The following is a 20,092-nucleotide window of genomic DNA, read 5'->3' on the forward strand; positions in this document are numbered from 1 at the left end:
TGGGGGAATAACCCGATTATTATGGCGATCACGTATCCGCAAATACCCGCATGTAGCTGCCAAAAGCGTATCATTAACGCATGGAGTAGATATCCAGTATCTCATTGATTTGTATTGTGAGAATCTCACTACTCCAGAGTGAACATTGATAACCAAACACCTCAAGATAAGCAACATGCGCACATACACATCAACCCAAGCCAGAGCTAATATTTCAACTGTGTTGGACACAACTGTCAACGGTGAGCCGGTTGAAATCACCCGCAGAAACGGCAGCGCCGCTGTGGTAATTAGCAAAGTTGAATATGAGAATTATCGAAATGCTAAACTGGATACCTAATTTGATCACATTATGCAGCGCCATAGGTATACTGTAGAGGCGTTAACTTACCGATGATTTGGGTGAATGCTCAGGAAATTATCGCATCCCACAATTGTATACTTCATCGTAATGGCATACAAATCTTCGATAACGACAATACACTGGAAAATCTAACTGTAGATGTCGCTACTGGTGAAAAAAGCATCAGCCAGCTGGCACAACATTTACGGCAGTTGGTAGAAAACACTGGTTCACTCAGCTAAGTAACCCTGTTTTTCCCGTACTTAAATTTAAACTTTTCTTTTAGGAATAGGATTATCCACATTAATATCAATATAGTCTAAGTTATCAACATAGAAATTAACATACTCTTTATTATTGATTTTCGATCTAACTATTTCAGGCCGACCATAAATAAAGACAAATGCTGTAGATTTTTGTGTCTGTATTATTTTTGACAACCTCTTGATGACAAGTTTTTTTACATGATATTTATCTATTAGCTTTTGGGATATAAAACAAGTTGTTTGTAGCAATTCACCATGTGAGTTTTTTATCTTTTTTTTAAATTTAATACGATATCCTTTACCTTCATACTTATCAATATAAGCCCAACCATAATATATAATTCCATACTCTGGCAACGAATCTATTTTCTGCTCCCAAATACATTTAAACACCCCAGGATATGGTATATCCATTCCAGATATATTCAACTTCCTATTTATTAACGTATCATCCTTAATATACCTTATATAACGACTTACGATAGTTCTAACTGAATAGACTTTCCCTATATTACCGATTTCTTTCAGATTAAGAGCGTATGACTTTGATAGATATTTATTCTGCTTATTCCCATGACTTTTAGTATCATCCTTCTTCTTAGATTCATAATAACTATCCGGCCGGTGAAGTATAAAAGAATCAACTATCGACTGATCAAGTGTCTTTTTCTCTCCTTGCTTAGCATTTTCAATGACACTTAATATTTTAAGAGGAACTTTTCTCTCTATTTCACAATTAGGATGATGTTTACCATAAATGCGATAATGAGGAACTACACGCATGTTCTGCATATCTTCATCAAGATTCGCGCAAGTAACCTGTGCAAGACAATCTTCGCCAGGACACATAAATAATTTTTTATTAGTAATTAATCCAGACCAATACAAATCATAAGCTCGATCAGGGTCGATATACTCATTTAATTCAATGCTATAAGCCACATCCAAAGACATATTTTATCACCATCGCATTATAATCATTCTGATAAGTTACCCCCAATCAGTTAAAAAATCTATAGTGTTTCTCTTATCTAAAAAAACTCCCCCTCACTTCCCTAAGTACAAAAATAATGAATAATTAACATAATTAATAAATATCAATTAGTTACGCTGTTAAAATTTACTATTGTCGCAGTAGCTACTTATTTTTAATGCTATACCGACGAAGTGACTATACTTATTGTAAGAAACTTTTAAGCAACACAATATCTTGAATGCTCTCTAGATTAGAGTAAAGTCTCCTAGATGTCAGAACAGAGGAATTTATGCCTAACACTATGATAAATAAATTTCCAACATTTGATTTATTACTCTCTCCGCCTATAAGTGTGCCTCAGGTAGCCAGTTTAGAACTAGCTAAAATGGCTGAATTAATAGAATCATGTCTGGCTGCTTATGACATCATGGTTCATGTAGAAAATATATCTCCAGGACCAGCGTATATTCATTTTGATTTACTTCCAGCACCCGGCGTTAAAGTTTCCCAGGTTATTAATTTATCTCACGATATAACACGCTCACTCTCTGCATCTACTATACAGATTGTGCCAATCATACCAGGGACACCCTATATTGGCTTAAATGTGCTTAGAAATTGTCGTGATACCATCTACTTACGTACTGTATTAGATTACGCTCAATTTAAAGAAATCGATTCTCATCTGGCAATAGCTTTGGGCAAAGATATTTCTGGAAACCCCGTCATTACAACTCTAACTGATATGCAACACTTATTAATTGGGGGAGCTACAGGATCGGGGAAGTCTACGTTTATTCATGCCATGATTCTTAGCCTACTGTACAAAGCCACTCCTATAGACGTTCGCTTTATCATGATTGATACGAACATGTTGGAACTTTCGGTTTACGAAAAACTACCCCATTCACTAACAAGAGTCATTAGCAATACGGAAGAAGCTGTTCACGCGTTACACTGGTGCCTCAATGAGATGAAGTGGCGTTATAAACTGATATCAGCACTTGGCGTACGTAGCCTAATTGAGTATAACCAGCGTGTACAACAAGCAATAGATCTGGGACATCCTATCCCTAATCCTTTCTGGATCCCCTCTGATGGAACAGATACGACATCATCAATGTTGATGCAACAACCCAATATTATTGTTGTTATCGATGAATTTTCCGATTTGATGCTTAAAGTGGGTAAAGAAGCCGAAGCATTGATCGTATCCCTCACTCAACAAGCTCATATTGCTGGTATTCATCTAGTGCTTGCTACCCGATATATCTCAGTTGATATCATAACCAACCTGATTAAAAGTAACATCCCCACACGGATTGCTTTTTCGGTATTCGACAAAACTGATTCACATATTATCTCAGGCCAGAATGGCGCTGAATTGCTGCCTGTAGGAGACATGCTTTACGTGGCGCCTCACTTGATTGAGCCGCTTCGTTTACACGGTGCTTTAGTTCATGAACAGGAAATACACTCTATAGTACAAGAGTGGCAAAAATATAGCCAACCTCAATATATTAAGATTACTTCTGCGAATGATTATGGAGCACCGGAGTTTGAGGATGAAGAGCTTGATTCACTATTTGAGCAGGCTGTCGTTTTTGTCATAGAAAAGCAACGAGCATCAATATCTGAAGTCCAACGTCAATTCCGGATTGGCTATAACAGAGCGGCACGTATTATTGAACAAATGGAAACCATTGGTATCATCAGTATGCCTGATAGTAATGGCAACCGGAAAGTACTAGTTCCACCATCATAAAAAACAAAGAACAAGTTACTTCTACAAATTACGTTTAGCCTTTTATCGTTGTATGCCAGTAATAGCATTAAAAGGTGCATTTGCGTGTCATGTTTATATTTCCTATTTTTATCGACACGTAAAGGTTTCATGTCGATAAAATCGAAAAATTTCGACATGTACTAGCCATATGTCGATAGAATCGACATATGGAAACCCATTCACGGCGCTGCGCTTATCGCATAACTAGGCAACATTAAGCCTGATTAAACTACGCTGCTACTTTCTCGGCTGCCTTCTCCGTTAAACATAAAAAACAGCGCGCCAGTCAGTAATATCAATCCACCAGATACCATTAAAAGAGATTGAATACTAATATAGTCAGCAATTGGGCCAAACAGCACCATTCCTAATGGCAGAGAGCAAGACAAAGCGATCTGAACTAAACTAAATACCCTGCCCATCATCTCAGGTTCGACTCTTTCCTGAAAAACCGCTGTTATCGGTGCGTTAAAACAAGGTGTTACCACACCTAAAAAGACATTGAGTACTAAATAAAGTGGGAACCAATAGGCATTACCAAGAGCGATCATAAATATGCCAAAAAACGCGCAAGCTATCGCCGTTATACGCATTTTATTTTTATACTCACCCCAGAAAGAAATCAGCAATCCACCTAAAACCGCGCCAGCACTAAATGTCATTTCATTAATGGCTAAACGCCACGGCTCTTCCCCAAATGTTCTATTAACTAATAAAGGTGTCAAAAATGCAGCCGGACTAATCAAAAAGCAGACACAAATCAGAAAAATCAAAAGATTTCTGATTAATTTATTCTCTTGCAGATAACGGAAACCCGCTAAGATTGCCTGAAATTTATTATCCGGCATGGAATCAGAAGCAATTTTAGGAATAGGGATAAACGCAACAATGCTGATGCCGATAATAGCAGTCGTTACGTCTACTAAAAAAATATTTTCCATTGAAGTTTGAGAATATAAAAAGCCACTGATAGCAGGAGATGCCAACATCATCAGTGAAGTCAAAGAAGTATTAATACCATTGACCCGCAGCAATTTATCTTTCGGCACGAGTTGCGGAATAATAGCATTAACAGCCGGCATCTGGATGCCCGTCCCGAACGAGCGGACAATCAGTGCGACAAATAACAACTCAATGCTCTTAAATCCGAACATAAAAGAGATTGCCAAACCAAGAGTGACTAATGCAATTAACGCATCAGAGGCAATACTGAGCAGCTTACGGTTGTAAGTATCCGCCCAAACCCCCGCAAATAAAGAGATCAATACCTGAGGAAGAAATGCGCAGAGTACCGAAATAGCCAGCATTTCTCCCGATGAAGTACTCAGGGTGATATACCAGACGATAGAGAACTGGACAATGGAAGAACCTAGCAAAGAAATTGTTTGAGCTGATAAAAATAAAGCCGTTTTGCGTTTCCAACCTGGAAGTAATGCACTCATTTTAACTACGCCCCTTAAAACCTAAGAGGTGCAGAGTCTGAAAATAATTATTCAAACACAAACTCCTCTAGTTCTTTTATTGTTGGTGCACCAGCAGCACCAGAACGGTTGACGACAATAGCAGCAACACGATTACCAAGTTCAACAGCATCTCTCAACGACATTCCCTGAGATAATCCCGCAAGCATGCCACTACTATGGGCATCACCAGCGCCGATGGTATCCATCACTTTCACTTTATAAGCAGCAACATATTCTGGCTCACGATAAGGCAGACATATCCACGTACCCTGTGAACCTAACCGGCAGATAATAGTGATGTTTCTTTCGCTGGAATAACGGCTAGCTTGGGCGACAGGATCACCTTCTCCGCACAATATAGCAACTTCATCACGGTTCAATGTCAGCATGGTCCGGTCAGCAGGTAATGCATTAAGAAAAGCGGAATCTATTTCTGGTAAACGTGGGCCAAAATCCAGTAATAACGTTTGCCCGTATGGTGACGCCAGTAACCAATTACACAAAATCGCCGTCGATTTACTCGCCATAACATAACCACTGGAGTAGATATACCCCCTTTCCGGCAAAACAATAGAAGAGAGCATTGCCGTACTCCAGTCAACTTCACAACCACTTACGGAGACAAAACTTCTTTCACCGTCCGGTTCAACCATTGCCAAACACCAACCATTATCAAGAGATGAATGGGTCAATGTGACCTCAAGCCCAAGGTCTTGCATCTCTTTGGTGATCTGCTCCCCCCAGTATCCATTACCAACCGGTATACCATTAATCACAGGGATTTGTAGGCGAACCAAAGCCCGAGCAACATTAAAACCAGAACCACCAATCTGCCGATCAATTTCTTTAGCTTCCTGATCTGCTCCACTCCGGGGAAGCCTCGGCAAACTAAGAATAATATCTCCCGCCGCCGCACCAATTACAGTAATCGGTAGTAAACCCGCCATCAGGCTCTCCCCTTACCGGCCTAAATATCAGCCATAGTCATATCAAATTGGAAAAGAAACAGATAAATCGCTTAGGAATGAAAACTTGCAGCAATTATTGCCGAATTTACATACATAAGAAATACTTATACTTTAACATTAATCGGGTTCAATAAAAGTTAACCTGTATCAATTATGTGATACCAACGTGATTGATCTCCAATTTATCGGTCATAGAGCGATGACAATCTCTGTATGAAACAATGACACGTAACCATTGTTGTCAAGCTATATGAAAACTCATGGAAAAAATTTATGTATTCATGAAATTAGCCTCATGAAGAAAACCAAAATGAATGAAAAAGCCAACATTTTTATCCGATTACTTCCCAAACATACTTTTATAATAAACAACAGCAAATAAAATAGCCCTACAGGGATACACAGTGAGTCGATTTTATTGTATTTTCAACGGCATGTTATCAGTGTAAGATAAATAAAAATTTAAGTTAAGAAATTAATTAAAATATAAAATTTATTTAGTTATTAGTAACAATTACTTAAAACATATTATCTATTTATGTCCATAAATATACCCAATGGATTTCAAGATGCATCGCGACGGCAAGGGAGTGAATCCCCGGGAGCATAGGTAACTATGTGACCGGGGTGAGCGAGTGCAGCCAACAAAGAGGCAACTTGAAAGATGACGGGTATAGTGCCGCTAGAGGTGGATATACAACAACAAATGGCTCATTACATTGAACCCAACTTATGGATGTTTCACAACTTGCATGCGTGATTTAGCATTATTGAGACAATCGCTGTTGATTTAAGATGAAAATAAACTTTTCATCTTAAATCAACAGCGAGGAATATGGGAACTCTTGATACTGCATATTTCTGGCTCACTTAACTTATTAATCTCTCAGCATGGGTATAAATCGTCGCTTTTCCGGGTTTACAAAAACCAACCAAGGTTAAATGACATCGGTCAGCGATTTCTACCGCCAATGAAGTTGCTGCTGAAACAGCCAATAAAATCTCAACCCCACAGGTGGCTGATTTTTGTACCATTTCATAACTGGCGCGGCTGGATACCAGAACAGCGCCTTGCTGCCAGCCTGTTTTTGCCTTCATGCCTAGCATCTTGTCCAGTGCAACGTGCCGACCTACATCCTCACATCCGCCCAATAATTTACCTTCTGGATTGATCCAACTTGCTGCATGAGTGCAACCTGTTAATGCACCGATATCTTGGACGCTAGTCAGTTGGGAGAGAGCATGATCAAGCTGGCTTAATGAAAAGGTTTGAGTGAAAGGCAACGGGGTGATCGGGCGAAAAATATCAGAAAGTTGTTCTGTTCCACAGATACCGCAACCTGTTCGTCCCGCCAGATTACGTCTGCGCTCTTTCAAACCCGCAAAACGGCGGCTAGAAAGTTCTATTTGCAACTCAATTCCACCGCTACAATGAGCGACAATATCAATACCACGAATCTCATGTTGAGATTCAATGATGCCTTCGGAAAGTGAAAACCCAATAGCAAAATATTCGAGATCTTTGGGACTTGCCATCATCACAACATGCGAAATACCGTTATAAACTAAAGCAACAGGAACTTCTTCTGCAATCCAATCAGCTTTTAATATGTCGGGATAGTGTTTTTGTTGCACGTTCGTTCTTTTTGCACCCTCAATCACACCAAATGGTAACAACTTCCCTGATTTTACGTTATACATTAGATGAGTTCCTAATAGTGTTACGGCACAATAATTGTGCGGAAAAAAGAGTCTATACTATTTGTCAGGCAATAAATCTGATCCCGCTACGGAAAGTGGTTTTAATAAGAAAGAACACATTTGAAATTTTTCCCATGATGGAATGGGTATTGTTTAAAACAATGTGAGTGAGGAGATTCCCATGCAAGTCAGCAGAAGGCAGTTCTTTAAGATCTGCGCTGGCGGTATGGCAGGTACGACGGTGGCAGCATTGGGCTTTTCACCAACCGCAGCCCTTGCACAAACACGTAATTATAAATTGTTGCGTGCACGTGAAACCCGAAATACCTGTACATACTGTTCTGTCGGCTGTGGGCTGTTGATGTACAGCCTTGGCGATGGCGCAAAAAATGCGAAAGCAACTATTTTCCATATTGAAGGTGATCCTGATCACCCGGTAAACCGTGGTGCACTCTGTCCTAAAGGGGCTGGCTTGGTGGATTTTATTCATAGCGAAAGCCGCCTGAAATACCCAGAATACCGTGCAGCAGGTTCTGACAAATGGCAACGTATTACTTGGGATGAGGCATTTGATCGCATTGCCAAACTAATGAAAGCAGACCGTGATGCTAATTTCATTAAAACCAATCAAGAGGGTGTAACAGTCAATCGTTGGCTGACGACCGGTATGCTGTGTGCATCTGCTGCCAGTAACGAAACAGGTTATCTATCGCAAAAATTTAGTCGCGCTCTCGGCATACTCGCCGTAGACAACCAAGCACGTGTCTGACACGGACCAACGGTAGCAAGTCTTGCTCCAACATTTGGTCGCGGTGCGATGACCAACCATTGGGTTGATATCAAGAACGCGAATCTGATCGTCGTTATGGGTGGTAACGCTGCCGAAGCGCATCCAGTGGGATTCCGTTGGGCAATAGAAGCGAAAATCCATAATAACGCTAAGTTAATCGTGATTGATCCGCGTTTTACCCGTACAGCATCTGTGGCGGATTTCTATACTCCAATCCGTTCTGGTACTGATATTGCCTTCTTGTCAGGTGTCATTTTATACCTATTGACCAACGATAAGATTAATCATGAATATGTTGAGGCGTATACCAACGCCAGTCTGATCGTGCGTGAAGATTACTCGTTCGATGATGGCCTGTTCAGCGGTTACGATGCAGAAAAACGTCAATACGACAAAACCAGTTGGAACTATGCACTGGATGAAAACGGCTTTGCTCAACGTGATGTCTCACTTAAACATCCACGTTGTGTATGGAATTTATTAAAAGAGCATGTTAGTCGTTACACGCCCGATGTCGTCAGTAATATTTGCGGTACGCCAAAAGAGGATTTCCTGAAAGTCTGTGAATATATTGCAGAAACTTGTGTTAAGGATAAGACCGCTTCTTTCCTGTACGCACTGGGTTGGACTCAACACTCAGTGGGTGCGCAAAACATCCGAACTATGGCAATAATCCAGCTACTGTTGGGCAATATGGGGATGGCAGGTGGCGGGGTTAATGCATTGCGTGGTCACTCGAATATTCAGGGATTAACTGATTTGGGGTTATTGTCGCAAAGCTTGCCGGGATATCTGACGCTCCCCTCAGAGAAACAGGCTGATTTGCAAACTTATCTCCAAGCAAATACACCAAAACCAATGCGGCCGGGTCAAGTTAACTATTGGGGTAACTACCCAAAATTCTTTATCAGTCTGATGAAGAGTTTCTACGGAGATAATGCCCGTAAAGATAACGACTGGGGTTTTGACTGGCTGCCGAAGTGGGACAAAGGTTATGATGTTCTGCAATTTTTTGACATGATGTCGAAAGGTGAAGTGAATGGCTATATTTGTCAGGGCTTTAACCCGGTAGCTTCTTTCCCGAATAAAAATAAAGTCGTTGATGCACTGTCGAAACTGAAATTCCTGATCACGATCGATCCGCTTAATACTGAAACTTCAACTTTCTGGCAGAACCACGGTGAATTTAACGAAGTCGATTCATCCAAAATTCAGACAGAAGTTTTCCGCCTACCGTGTTGCTGTTTTGCAGAGGAAAACGGTTCAATTGTTAACTCTGGTCGCTGGTTGCAATGGCACTGGAAAGGGGCTGATGCGCCGGGAGAAGCCATCGGTGATGGCGAGATCCTTTCCGGCATCTTCAAACGTATGCGGGATATGTACCGCGCTGAAGGTGGTTCATCACCAGAGCCGGTACTGAACATGACTTGGGATTATTTCAACCCGCACAACCCCACATCAGAAGAGGTGGCTCAAGAGAGTAATGGCCGGGCGCTGGTTGATCTGATTGATATTGATGGCAACGTCATCGTGAAACAAGGTCAGCAATTAACCTCTTTTGCGCAGCTACGTGATGATGGCACTACCGCCAGTGGTTGTTGGATCTTTGCCGGAAGCTGGACGCCGGAAGGTAACCAGATGGCCCGTCGTGATAACGCTGATCCATCAGGATTGGGTAATACGCTAGGTTGGGCATGGGCATGGCCGTTAAACCGTCGTATTCTGTACAATCGCGCATCTGCTGATCCGCAGGGTAAACCGTGGGACCCAAAACGTCAGTTACTGACGTGGGATGGTATTAAGTGGGGTGGTGTCGATACTGCTGACTACAGCGTGGCTGCGCCGGAAACGGATGTTGGTCCCTTTATCATGCAACCGGAAGGTATGGCACGTCTGTTTGCTATTGATAAGATGGCTGAAGGGCCATTCCCTGAACACTATGAGCCTTTTGAAACACCATTGGGGACCAATCCGTTGCATCCGAATGTGGTATCCAACCCAGCAGCCCGAGTGTTCAAAAGCGACTTTGAAGCAATGGGTAAGGCAGATAAATTCCCTTATGTAGGAACGACTTACCGCTTGACGGAGCATTTCCACTATTGGACAAAACATGCATTGTTGAACTCGATTATCCAACCTGAACAGTTTGTGGAAATCGGTGAAAAACTGGCGGAAAAGAAAGGCATCAAACACGGTGATACCGTCAAAGTTAGCTCTAATCGTGGTTACATCAAAGCGAAAGCGGTTGTCACCAAACGTATTCGTACCCTGAATGTACACGGTCGTGAAGTAGATACTATCGGTATTCCGATTCATTGGGGCTTTGAAGGGGCTGCGAAGAAAGGCTTTATTGCCAATACGTTGACACCATTTGTTGGTGATGCGAACACACAAACGCCTGAGTTCAAAGCGTTCCTGGTTAATATAGAAAAGGTGTAAGGGAGAAATCATGTCATTGCAAACTCAAGACATCATTCGTCGCTCTGCCACAAATTCTTTTACTCCTGCACCACGGGTGCGGGATGACCAAGAGGGCGTTGCAAAACTGATTGATGTAACAACATGTATCGGTTGTAAAGCTTGTCAGGTGGCCTGTTCTGAGTGGAACGATATTCGTGACGAGATCGGTTATAACGTTGGTGTTTATGATAACCCGGCGGATTTAACCGCTAAATCATGGACCGTGATGCGCTTCTCAGAAGTTGAAGAGAACGGCAAACTGGAATGGCTGATTCGTAAAGATGGTTGTATGCACTGTGCTGATCCGGGTTGCTTGAAAGCTTGTCCAGCCGAAGGGGCGATTATCCAGTATGCAAATGGGATTGTTGATTTCCAGTCTGAACACTGTATCGGCTGTGGCTACTGTATCGCGGGTTGTCCGTTCAATGTGCCACGGATCAACAAAGAAGATAACCGGGTATATAAGTGCACTCTGTGTGTTGACCGCGTGAATGTCGGCCAAGAGCCTGCCTGTGTGAAAACCTGTCCGACTGGCGCAATCCATTTTGGCAGTAAAAAAGCCATGAAGGATTTGGCGGCTGAACGGGTGAGTGAGTTGAAAGGCCGTGGTTATGAGAATGCGGGTCTGTACGATCCTGATGGTGTTGGGGGTACCCATGTGATGTATGTACTTCACCATGCTAACAAGCCACAGCTATATCATGGCCTACCGGACAATCCCGCGATCAGCCCGACCATCACCTTCTGGAAAGGTATCTGGAAACCGCTGGCCGCGGTGGGATTTGCTGCCACATTCGCTGCCAGCCTCTTCCATTATGTGGGAATTGGACCAAACCGGGTAACGGAAGAAGACGAGGAAAATGCGCGTCGTGATACCGAGCCTTCACAGAAGTCAGCCAATGGGGAGGAGCCGCGATGAAAGGCAGGAAAGATATTATTATCCGTCACTCACCGGTTGAGCGAGTAAACCACTGGGCGGTGGTGCTCTGTTTTCTATTTACCGCCATTAGTGGATTAGGATTCTTTTTCCCCTCTTTTAACTGGCTGATGAATATCTTCGGTACGCCGCAATTGTCACGGATTTTGCATCCATTTGTCGGTTCAGCGATGTTTATTTTATTTATCTTTATGTTTTTCAGATATTTTAAACATAACTTTATCGACAAAGATGACATTATATGGCTAAAAAACATCCATAAGATTGTAAAAAATGAGGAAGCAGGTGATATTGGTCAATATAACTTAGGTCAAAAAGGGGTTTATTGGTCTATCAGTATTTTCCTGATATTACTCGCTGTCAGTGGTGTTATTATTTGGCGCCCCTATTTTGCTGATCTCTTCTCTATTCCGATAATTCGAATTGCGCTTCTCATTCATTCAATGTCAGCTATTGGTTTAATCTTGACGATTATGATTCACGCTTATGCGGCATTCTGGGTGAAAGGAACTCTTCGAGCAATGGTTGAAGGTTGGGTAACCCGTGGATGGGCGAAGAAACATCACCCACGTTGGTATCGTGAAGTAATGAAACAAGAACAACAAGAAGAGAAACGTTAATGCGTTTCGAATATAATCATCAAAGCAGGATAATCATATCCTGCTTATTGTTGATTAAGTATTATACCCGTCATCTTTCAAGTTGCCTCTTTGTTGGCTGCACTCGCTCACCCCAGGAACATAGTTATCTATGTTCCTGGGGATTCACTCCCTTGCCGTCGCGATGCATCTTGAAATCCATAGGGTATAGGTTTAATATTTTTATTTAATTTATTCTTTTATCATAAATCTTTAAATTAAATTCACTTTCTATTTTAATCTATATATTTCTTTAATATAAAAAAGCATCAAAAAATTTTGATGCTTTATTTTATATATTCACGACTCAAAAACACAATATCATATAATCATCTTTGGGAATAATCTGTAGTTCCTACAATTTATTTTATCCGTAGTTTGATAAATGAATATGGTGAATATGATTGATCTATAACTTTAGTCTCTTGAACGACAAATCCAGCTTGGTTAGCCAGATATTCGAATTCAGTAAAACTACGTTCTTTCCCTGAAAATAACACATCCATTAATATATCGAAAGATCTAGAAAATTCTGGCTCTTTCACCATATTTATCAATAACAGAGATGAATTTTTATCCATTGCTTTGCGGAAATTCTCCAAAATGAGTATTGAGTCACTATCGGACCAATTATGGAGAATATTTTTTAAAATATACAAATCATAACCCGATGGAACTGACTTTAGAAAATCTCCATTGATAAAATCTATATTGTCAGAAACGGGAAGTTCATTATATCTATCCAACACAGCGTAATATTTTCCTTTTACCTTTTCACTGATTCTTGCTAAAAGTTCCCCTTCTCCCCCTCCAACATCTAATATTCTATTGTGCTGATTAAAATCATAAATACCAAGTAACTTCCCAACGATTAAATTTGAGACTCTTGTCATTAAAGCATCAAAATTTGATTTGAGAAATTTGTTACCATCCAGATATTCAAAGAATGGCTTGCCATGTGCCATTTCAAATGCCGATTTGCCATCATCTTCAAATAGGGATTTTCCATACATTAACCAAGCGTTACTGTAATATGAGCAAATTTCAAGCTTTATCATGAATGACTCAAAACTTTCAGGATCGGCAAAAACATGACACTCATCAGAAAGCCTGAATTTATTATCGTTACTAACCAATACTCCCATTTCAACTAAGAAATCACATAATCGACTAAACCGAGCATAATTAACACCAGATTTACGGGAAAGCTCGCTTATATCGACATAAACTCCATCTTTAAAGTGAGTAGATAATCCGGTATCAACAAAAGCATGAATTGCAGCTGATCTTCTATTTGATGCAATCAGTTCAGTTAGCATTAAGCCATCCTTTATATCTGTATACCCGTCATCTTTCAAATTGCCTCTTTGTTGGCTGCACTCACTCACCCCGGTCACATAGTTATCTATGCTCCCGGGGATTCGTTCCTTTGCCGTCGCGATGCATCTTGAAATCCATAGGGTATATATTATGAAAAAATTAAGTATTTTATCCAAAATCCAAGAAATAGCATGATGATAAATTGGATATCGCAACAACCTATTTAAAACAAAATGTAATTATTAACTTTGTTACCTTTTCATGTAAAGATACAATTCACTTTGCTTTCGTATTGTTAAAAGCAAGCTACCAGATTATATTAAATTGGATAAAAAGAAATGACAAAGATCACAATTAGCTCTTCTCAGAATTCTTGATAATTAAATATAAAAAAATCACGCAGTATATATATTACTATTTACATTCATTTATAGAAGAAATAAATAATTATAAAACCTGAAAAATTATAAGGTATTTTTTAAACGTATTATTTCAGCAACAGGAGAAAAACGTCAATGAGTTCCTCTTCAAAGATCATCAATGAAAGGTAGTCATATCCTACCCATTGTTAATTAACTGCCTATCCCAATAGGGCTATTGGGATAGGCACTAAGTTTAATTCAATAAGATAAGATAAAAATATGGCATCAGATATTTTGATGCCATACTTGTTATACCTGCTTTCAGAGACACAATATCCATATAACTATTTCTTGTGGAGTTCCATAATTATACCCGTCATCTTTCAAGTTGCCTCTTTGTTGGCTGCACTCGCTCACCCCGGTCACATAGTTACCTATGCTCCCGGGGATTCACTCCCTTGCCGTCGCGATACATCTTGAAATCCATTGGGTATATCTGTAATTTATTTTACACCTAGCTCTATAATTGAATATTTTTCATTTATATCTTTGATATCTTTAACGACAAACCCTGCTTGGTGAGCCAAATCCTCTAATTCATTCAAATAACGCTCTTTTCCTAATAATAGTACATCCATTAATATATCCGTAGAGTCAATTATTTCTAATTTTAATTTTCTCACCATACCTATTAACAAAACAGTTGCATTATCATCCACAGCTTTTCGGCAATTCTCTAAAATCAGTATTGCGTTATTATCAGACCAATTATGGATAATATTCTTTAAAATATATAAATCATAACCAGATGGAACTGATTTAAAAAAATCTCCGTTTATAAATTCAATATCTTCTAAAACAGGAATTTCATTATATCTGTCCAATACAGCGTAATGTTTTCCTTTTATTTTTTCATTTATTCTTACTAAAAGCTTTCCTTCTCCTCCTCCAACATCTAATATTCTGCTATGTTGACTAAAATCATAAACATCAAGTATTTTCTCTATTATTTTGTCCGAGTTTTTTGACATAAAAGAATCAAAATTTGATCTGAACAATTCATGATTATCCAAATATTCAAAGAATGGTTTTCCATGCGCTATTTCAAATGCCGTTTTGTTATTATTCTCATATAAGGATTTTGAATACATTGACCAAGCGTTCCAGTATTCTGGGCTAACTTCGCACCTTATCATCAATGATTCCATACTTTCAGGATCGGCAAGTGCACTGCATTCCTCAGAAAGTGCAACTCCCTCATTGCGGCTAACCAATACCCCTATTTTGATTAAATATTCACATAACCGGCTAAAGCGAGAATGATCAAGACCATATTGACAGGAAAGTTCGCTGATATTTACGCAGGCCCCATCTTTAAAGTGAACAGATAAACCCATATCAACAAAAGCATAAATTGCGGTTGATTTTCTACATGATGTAATAAGATCGATTAGCATAGCGTTATCCTTTATATCCTTTATATCCGTTATATCCGTTATATCCGTTATATCCGTTATATCCGTTATCTTTCAAGTTGCCTCTATCTATAATTTATTTTACACCTAGTTGGATAATTGAATATGATTCGTCGATATCTTTAACATCTTGAATGACAAGCCCTACTTGATTAGCCAAATATTCGAATTCCGTTAAGTCACGCTCTTTCCCTAAAGATGATACATCCATTAATATATCAAAATATTTAATTGTTTTAGACTGTGGCTTTTTCATTAAAGTTATTAATAAAATAGTTGCATTATTACCCATTGCCTTTCGGCAATTTTCTAAAATGAGTATTGCATCATTATCAGGCCAATCATGAATAACATTCTTTAGAATATATAAATCGTAACCTGCCGGAATTGATCTAAAAAAATCTCCATCTATAAAATCTATGTTTTCGTAATCAGGAAGTACATTATATCTGTCCAATACAGCGTAATGTTTTTCTTTTATCTTTTCACTCATTCTTATCAGAAGATTCCCTTCGCCTCCGCCAACATCTAATATTTTATCGTGTTGACTAAAATCATAAATATAAAATAATTTTTCAATCATTTTATCTGAATCTTTTGACATTAAGGAATCAAATTTTGATTTGAGCAATTTATTACTATCCAAATGCTCAAAGAATGGTTTTCCATTCGCTATTTCAAATGCCGATTTACCATTATTTTCAAGTAAGGATTTTGGGTACATTAACCAAGCGTTCCAGAGATCTGAGTTAAATTCCCACTTTGCAATTAATGATTCCATACTCTCAGGATCGGCAAGCACACTACATTCCTCAGAAAGTGCAACTCTATCATTGCTGCTAACCAATACCCCGATTTCAATTAAGAAATCACATAATCGATTAAGTCGAGAATAATCAATACCATATTGGCTGGCAAGTTCGTTGATATCCATATAAGTGCCATTTTTAAAGTGAACAGACAAACCTGTATCCACAAAAGTATAGATGGCAATTGATTTTCTATATGATGTAATAAGTTCGGCTAGCATTAGTTGTCCTTTATATCTTTATCTTATATACCCATCATCTTTCAAGTTGCCTCTTTGTTGGCTGTACTCCCTTACCGTCGCGATGCATCTTGAAATCCATAGAGTATAAAAAAGTGAATTTTTTATCTAAAATTCAGAAAATACCATGATAATTTATTAGGTATTCTGATAACTAGAATGAGTTCATTAACTTTGCTATCTTTTCTTGGTAATATAAATGAAGATATCATTCTCCTTATTATCCAATTGGTTAACTGACTTTGGTTATGTATTTTTGGGGTTAAAATTGTTAATTATCGGGCTATATTAAACATGATAAAAAGAAATGATGAAGATTACAATTAACTCTTTTAAGGGGTTTTAAAAATCAAATAAAATAATTTAACTTAATATATTTATTTATGCTATCTAAATTATTTTCATTTCCACGAATGAACTTTCTTTCCACTTTAATATCCATATATTTTATTGATATAAAAAAGTATGTCATCAAATATTTGCACGACATACTTATTATATATTTTTTCAGAGAAACAATATCCATACAATTATATTTAAATTATTTTACCCCTAGCTGGATAATTGAAGATAATTCATCGATATCTTTAACATCTTTAATAACCAATCCTGCCTGGTTAACCAAATGCTCTAATTCCGTCAAATAACGCTCTTTTCCTGAAAATAGTACATCCATTAATATATCCAAATATATCACCATTTTAGATTGTGGTTTCTTCGTATAACTTATCAATAAAACAGTTGAACCATTATCCATTGCCTTACGGCAATTTTCTAAAATGAGTATTGCATTCTTATCAGGCCAATCGTGAATAATATTCTTTAAAAGATATAAATCATAACCTGATGGAATTGACTTTAGAAAATCTCCATTTATAAAATCTATATTTTCCAAAACAGGAATTTCATCATATCTATCTAATACAGCGTAATGTTTTCCTTTTATCTTTTCGCCCATTTTAACCAAAAGATTTCCTTCTCCTCCTCCAACATCTAATATTCTGTCGTACTGGCTAAAATCATAAATATCAAGTAGCTTTTCAATGATTTTATCTGAGATTTTTGACATTGAAGAATCAAAATTTGATTTGAGTAATTTATTACTAGCTAAATATTCAAAGAATGATTTTCCATGCTCTATTTCAAATGCCGGTTTTCCATCATTTTCAAGTAAAGATCTTGGATACATTGACCAAGCGCTCCAGCAATCTGGACTCAACTCCCATTTTACAATTAATGACTCCATACTTTCAGGATCGGCAAGTGCACTACATTCCTCAGAAAGGCTAACTTTATGGCCGTGGTTAACCAATACCCCAATTTCAATTAAAAAATCACATAATCGATCAAGTCGTGAATAATCAATACCACATTGACGGGAAAGTTCGTCTATATCTACATAAGCTCCATTTCTAAAGTGAATAGATAAACCGGTATCAACAAAAGCGTAGATTGCGGCTGATTTTCTATACGATGTAATAAGTTCGGCTAGCATTGAGTTATCCTTTATGTCTTTATCTTATATACCCGTCATCTTTCAAGCTGCCTCTTTGTTGGCTGCACTCGGTCACATAGTTACCTATGCTCCCGGGGATTCACTCCCTTGCCGTCGCGATCCATCTTGAAATCCATAGGGTATAAATAGAGTAAGTGTTTTATCTAAAATACATTAAATACCATAATGAATAATTGGATATTTCGATAACTAATATGTGATTATTATCTTTGTTACCTTTTCATCGTGAGATAATAAAAATTCCACTCTCCTTATTTGCCCATTGTTTAACTTACTTTAATAATGCATTTTTAAACAGAATTGTTAACTATCAGACTATATTAAATTCGACAAAAATAAATGACAAAGATCACAATTAACTCTTCTCAGAAACTTCCAATATAAAATAGAATTGTTTAATATAGTTATTAATCGTTTTTATTGTCAGAGAGTAAGTTTGCTTTCTATTTTAATACTTATACCCGTCATCTTTCAAGCTGCCTCTTTGTTGGCTGCACTCACTCACCCCGGTCACATCGTTATCTATGCTCCCGGGGATTCGCTCCTTTGCCGCCGCGATGCATCTTGAAATCCATAGGGTATATACATTTAATTATTAACATAAAATAAAATGTGGCATCAAATATCTTGATGCCACATTATATATATATATTTCACAATGATCGATTATAAATATAATCATCTTTGGAAATAATCCTAAACCCCTAATAATTTATTTTACCCCTAATTCTATAAATGAAAATATTTCATCTAAATCTTCATAAGATCGAATGACAAGTCCCGCTTGGCTAGCTATATCTTCGAATTCAGACAAATAACGTTGTTTCGCTGAAAATAGCATATCCATTAATATATCCACAGATTTAACTACCAAGGATTGTGGTTTTTTCATTAAGGTTATTATCAAGAGGGTTGTGTTATTATCCATCGCTTCTCGGCAATTCTTCAAAATGGATATAGCATCATTATCAGGCCAGTTATGGAGAACATTTTTTAAAATATATAAATCATAACCTGTCGGAATTGGCTTAAAAAAATCTCCGCTTATGAAATTTATACCTTCTGAAATAGGCACTTCATTATATCTGTCCAATACAGCGTAATCTTTTCCTTTGACCTGTTCACTGATTCTGATCAAAAGCTCTCCGTCTCCACCCCCCAGATCTAATATTCTGTTATGTTTATTAAAATCATAAATAACAAGCAATTCTTTAATTATTTTATTTGTGTATTTTGACATTAAAGCATCAAAATCTGATTTTAATCCCTTATTACTATCCAAATGCTCAAAGAATGATTTTCCATGCACCATTTCAAATGCCGATTTACCATTGTTTTCCAGTAAGGATTTTGGATACATTAACCAAGAATCCCAATGTTCTGAATTGATTTCATATTTTACTGTTAAGAATTCTACGCTATTAGGATCAGCAAGTGCACTGCATTCCTCAGAAAGTGCAACCCCTTGGTTGCTGCTAACCAATACTCCTATTTCAATTAAGAAATCACATAGCCGATTAAGTCTTGAATAATCAATACCATATTGACTGGCAAGTTTGTTAATATCTACATAGTCTCCATTTTTAAAGTGAATAGATAAACCAGCATCAACAAAAGTATAGATTGCAGCGGTTTTTCTATATGATGTAATGAGATCGATTAGCATTGAATTACCCTTTCTGTATTTTTAAATGAGGTTATTATATAGAACATAGATAGTACCACTATAACTAACCATATATATCCGTCATCTTTCAAGTTGCCTCTTTGTTGGCTGCACTCGCTCACCCCGGTCACATAATTATCTATGCTCCCAGGGATTCACTCCCTTGCCGTCGCGATCCATCTTGAAATCCATAGGGTATATAGTTGAAACACTTTTATCCCCAAATGTAATTATTAACTTTGCTATCTTTTCCTTATGAGATAATGAAAATTTGATTCATTTTTGACAATTGCTTACTCACTTTAATTATATGTTTTTAGCCGTAAGTAATTAACTCTCAGACTATATAAAATATGATAGAAAGAAATGTTAAAAAT

The 20,092-nt window shown here is 38.0% G+C and carries 15 protein-coding genes and 1 pseudogene; 6 read left to right on the top strand and 10 right to left on the bottom strand.

What is annotated here, in order from left to right:
- The first annotated feature begins 175 nt into the window (after positions 1 to 175).
- Both ACGF49_RS13025 and ACGF49_RS13030 read left to right on the top strand, forming a co-directional pair.
- Positions 176 to 340 carry a type II toxin-antitoxin system Phd/YefM family antitoxin gene (locus tag ACGF49_RS13025; RefSeq protein ID WP_113041824.1) on the top strand — a complete coding sequence of 55 codons (165 nt, stop codon included), beginning with the start codon at positions 176 to 178 and terminating at the stop codon, positions 338 to 340.
- Between the two features lie 101 nt (positions 341 to 441).
- Positions 442 to 585, top strand: a pseudogene (locus ACGF49_RS13030) (type II toxin-antitoxin system death-on-curing family toxin); the annotation flags it as partial.
- 27 nt (positions 586 to 612) lie between these two features.
- On the opposite strand, the gene ACGF49_RS13035 reads toward ACGF49_RS13030, so the two are convergent.
- Complete coding sequence (locus ACGF49_RS13035) at positions 613 to 1,563, bottom strand: hypothetical protein (RefSeq protein WP_113041826.1); 951 nt, start codon at positions 1,561 to 1,563, stop codon at positions 613 to 615.
- Between the two features lie 311 nt (positions 1,564 to 1,874).
- On the opposite strand from ACGF49_RS13035, the gene ACGF49_RS13040 reads away from it, so the two are divergent.
- Positions 1,875 to 3,350 carry a DNA translocase FtsK gene (locus tag ACGF49_RS13040; protein ID WP_113041827.1) on the top strand — a complete coding sequence of 492 codons (1,476 nt, stop codon included), beginning with the start codon at positions 1,875 to 1,877 and terminating at the stop codon, positions 3,348 to 3,350.
- Positions 3,351 to 3,595: 245 nt separating this feature from the next.
- On the opposite strand, the gene ACGF49_RS13045 is transcribed toward ACGF49_RS13040, so the two are convergent.
- The 3 genes from ACGF49_RS13045 to fdhD form a co-directional block, all read right to left on the bottom strand.
- Positions 3,596 to 4,813 carry an MFS transporter gene (locus tag ACGF49_RS13045; protein ID WP_262977975.1) on the bottom strand — a complete coding sequence of 406 codons (1,218 nt, stop codon included), beginning with the start codon at positions 4,811 to 4,813 and terminating at the stop codon, positions 3,596 to 3,598.
- Positions 4,814 to 4,860: 47 nt separating this feature from the next.
- Positions 4,861 to 5,781: a carbohydrate kinase family protein gene (locus ACGF49_RS13050; RefSeq protein WP_262977976.1), complete on the bottom strand. Its 921-nt coding sequence runs from the start codon at positions 5,779 to 5,781 to the stop codon at positions 4,861 to 4,863.
- A gap of 891 nt (positions 5,782 to 6,672) precedes the next feature.
- Positions 6,673 to 7,503 (bottom strand): formate dehydrogenase accessory sulfurtransferase FdhD, encoded by an 831-nt coding sequence (gene fdhD / locus ACGF49_RS13055; protein WP_271866835.1) that lies wholly within the window; start codon positions 7,501 to 7,503, stop codon positions 6,673 to 6,675.
- Between the two features lie 181 nt (positions 7,504 to 7,684).
- On the opposite strand from fdhD, the gene fdnG reads away from it, so the two are divergent.
- The 3 genes from fdnG to fdoI are packed head-to-tail and all read left to right on the top strand — an operon-like array spanning position 7,685 to position 12,310.
- The gene (gene fdnG / locus ACGF49_RS13060; RefSeq protein WP_387491329.1) at positions 7,685 to 10,732 is read left to right on the top strand and encodes a formate dehydrogenase-N subunit alpha; all 3,048 of its coding nucleotides are present in this window, start codon (positions 7,685 to 7,687) and stop codon (positions 10,730 to 10,732) included.
- A 10-nt stretch (positions 10,733 to 10,742) separates the two neighbouring features.
- Complete coding sequence (gene fdxH, locus ACGF49_RS13065; RefSeq protein ID WP_262977977.1) at positions 10,743 to 11,672, top strand: formate dehydrogenase subunit beta; 930 nt, start codon at positions 10,743 to 10,745, stop codon at positions 11,670 to 11,672.
- Positions 11,669 to 12,310: a formate dehydrogenase cytochrome b556 subunit gene (gene fdoI, locus ACGF49_RS13070; RefSeq protein WP_113041834.1), complete on the top strand. Its 642-nt coding sequence runs from the start codon at positions 11,669 to 11,671 to the stop codon at positions 12,308 to 12,310. The genes fdxH and fdoI overlap by 4 nt, the downstream gene beginning before the upstream one ends.
- A 380-nt stretch (positions 12,311 to 12,690) precedes the next feature.
- Here fdoI and ACGF49_RS13075 read toward each other — a convergent pair whose 3' ends face one another.
- From ACGF49_RS13075 to ACGF49_RS13100, 6 genes are all read right to left on the bottom strand, one after another.
- Positions 12,691 to 13,725: a methyltransferase gene (locus ACGF49_RS13075; protein ID WP_315901991.1), complete on the bottom strand. Its 1,035-nt coding sequence runs from the start codon at positions 13,723 to 13,725 to the stop codon at positions 12,691 to 12,693.
- Between the two features lie 788 nt (positions 13,726 to 14,513).
- A complete protein-coding gene (locus ACGF49_RS13080) occupies positions 14,514 to 15,467 on the bottom strand; it encodes a methyltransferase (RefSeq protein ID WP_113041837.1) in 954 nt (317 codons plus the stop codon).
- A 94-nt stretch (positions 15,468 to 15,561) separates the two neighbouring features.
- Positions 15,562 to 16,515 carry a methyltransferase gene (locus ACGF49_RS13085; protein ID WP_387491335.1) on the bottom strand — a complete coding sequence of 318 codons (954 nt, stop codon included), beginning with the start codon at positions 16,513 to 16,515 and terminating at the stop codon, positions 15,562 to 15,564.
- 559 nt (positions 16,516 to 17,074) lie between these two features.
- Entirely contained in the window at positions 17,075 to 18,028 is a 954-nt protein-coding gene (locus tag ACGF49_RS13090) for a methyltransferase (RefSeq protein ID WP_113041839.1), read from the bottom strand.
- A gap of 733 nt (positions 18,029 to 18,761) precedes the next feature.
- Positions 18,762 to 19,715: a methyltransferase gene (locus ACGF49_RS13095; protein WP_113041840.1), complete on the bottom strand. Its 954-nt coding sequence runs from the start codon at positions 19,713 to 19,715 to the stop codon at positions 18,762 to 18,764.
- The gene (locus ACGF49_RS13100) at positions 19,709 to 19,846 is read right to left on the bottom strand and encodes a hypothetical protein (protein WP_158536526.1); all 138 of its coding nucleotides are present in this window, start codon (positions 19,844 to 19,846) and stop codon (positions 19,709 to 19,711) included. The genes ACGF49_RS13095 and ACGF49_RS13100 overlap by 7 nt, the downstream gene beginning before the upstream one ends.
- Between the last annotated feature and the right edge of the window lie 246 nt (positions 19,847 to 20,092).

The sequence above is a fragment of the Photorhabdus sp. RM96S genome (assembly GCF_042879335.1).
In the GTDB taxonomy this organism is placed as follows: domain Bacteria; phylum Pseudomonadota; class Gammaproteobacteria; order Enterobacterales; family Enterobacteriaceae; genus Photorhabdus; species Photorhabdus kayaii.

What these genes read in the sequence shown, in the direction of transcription:
- ACGF49_RS13035 (WP_113041826.1), bottom strand. Translation starts at nt 1,563, where the DNA reads ATGTCTTTGGATGTGGCTTATAGCATTGAATTAAATGAGTATATCGAC.
- ACGF49_RS13025 (WP_113041824.1), top strand. Translation starts at nt 176, where the DNA reads ATGCGCACATACACATCAACCCAAGCCAGAGCTAATATTTCAACTGTG.
- ACGF49_RS13085 (WP_387491335.1), bottom strand. Translation starts at nt 16,515, where the DNA reads ATGCTAGCCGAACTTATTACATCATATAGAAAATCAATTGCCATCTAT.
- ACGF49_RS13095 (WP_113041840.1), bottom strand. Translation starts at nt 19,715, where the DNA reads ATGCTAATCGATCTCATTACATCATATAGAAAAACCGCTGCAATCTAT.
- ACGF49_RS13050 (WP_262977976.1), bottom strand. Translation starts at nt 5,781, where the DNA reads ATGGCGGGTTTACTACCGATTACTGTAATTGGTGCGGCGGCGGGAGAT.
- fdxH (WP_262977977.1), top strand. Translation starts at nt 10,743, where the DNA reads ATGTCATTGCAAACTCAAGACATCATTCGTCGCTCTGCCACAAATTCT.
- ACGF49_RS13045 (WP_262977975.1), bottom strand. Translation starts at nt 4,813, where the DNA reads ATGAGTGCATTACTTCCAGGTTGGAAACGCAAAACGGCTTTATTTTTA.
- ACGF49_RS13080 (WP_113041837.1), bottom strand. Translation starts at nt 15,467, where the DNA reads ATGCTAATCGATCTTATTACATCATGTAGAAAATCAACCGCAATTTAT.
- ACGF49_RS13090 (WP_113041839.1), bottom strand. Translation starts at nt 18,028, where the DNA reads ATGCTAGCCGAACTTATTACATCGTATAGAAAATCAGCCGCAATCTAC.
- fdhD (WP_271866835.1), bottom strand. Translation starts at nt 7,503, where the DNA reads ATGTATAACGTAAAATCAGGGAAGTTGTTACCATTTGGTGTGATTGAG.
- fdoI (WP_113041834.1), top strand. Translation starts at nt 11,669, where the DNA reads ATGAAAGGCAGGAAAGATATTATTATCCGTCACTCACCGGTTGAGCGA.
- ACGF49_RS13040 (WP_113041827.1), top strand. Translation starts at nt 1,875, where the DNA reads ATGCCTAACACTATGATAAATAAATTTCCAACATTTGATTTATTACTC.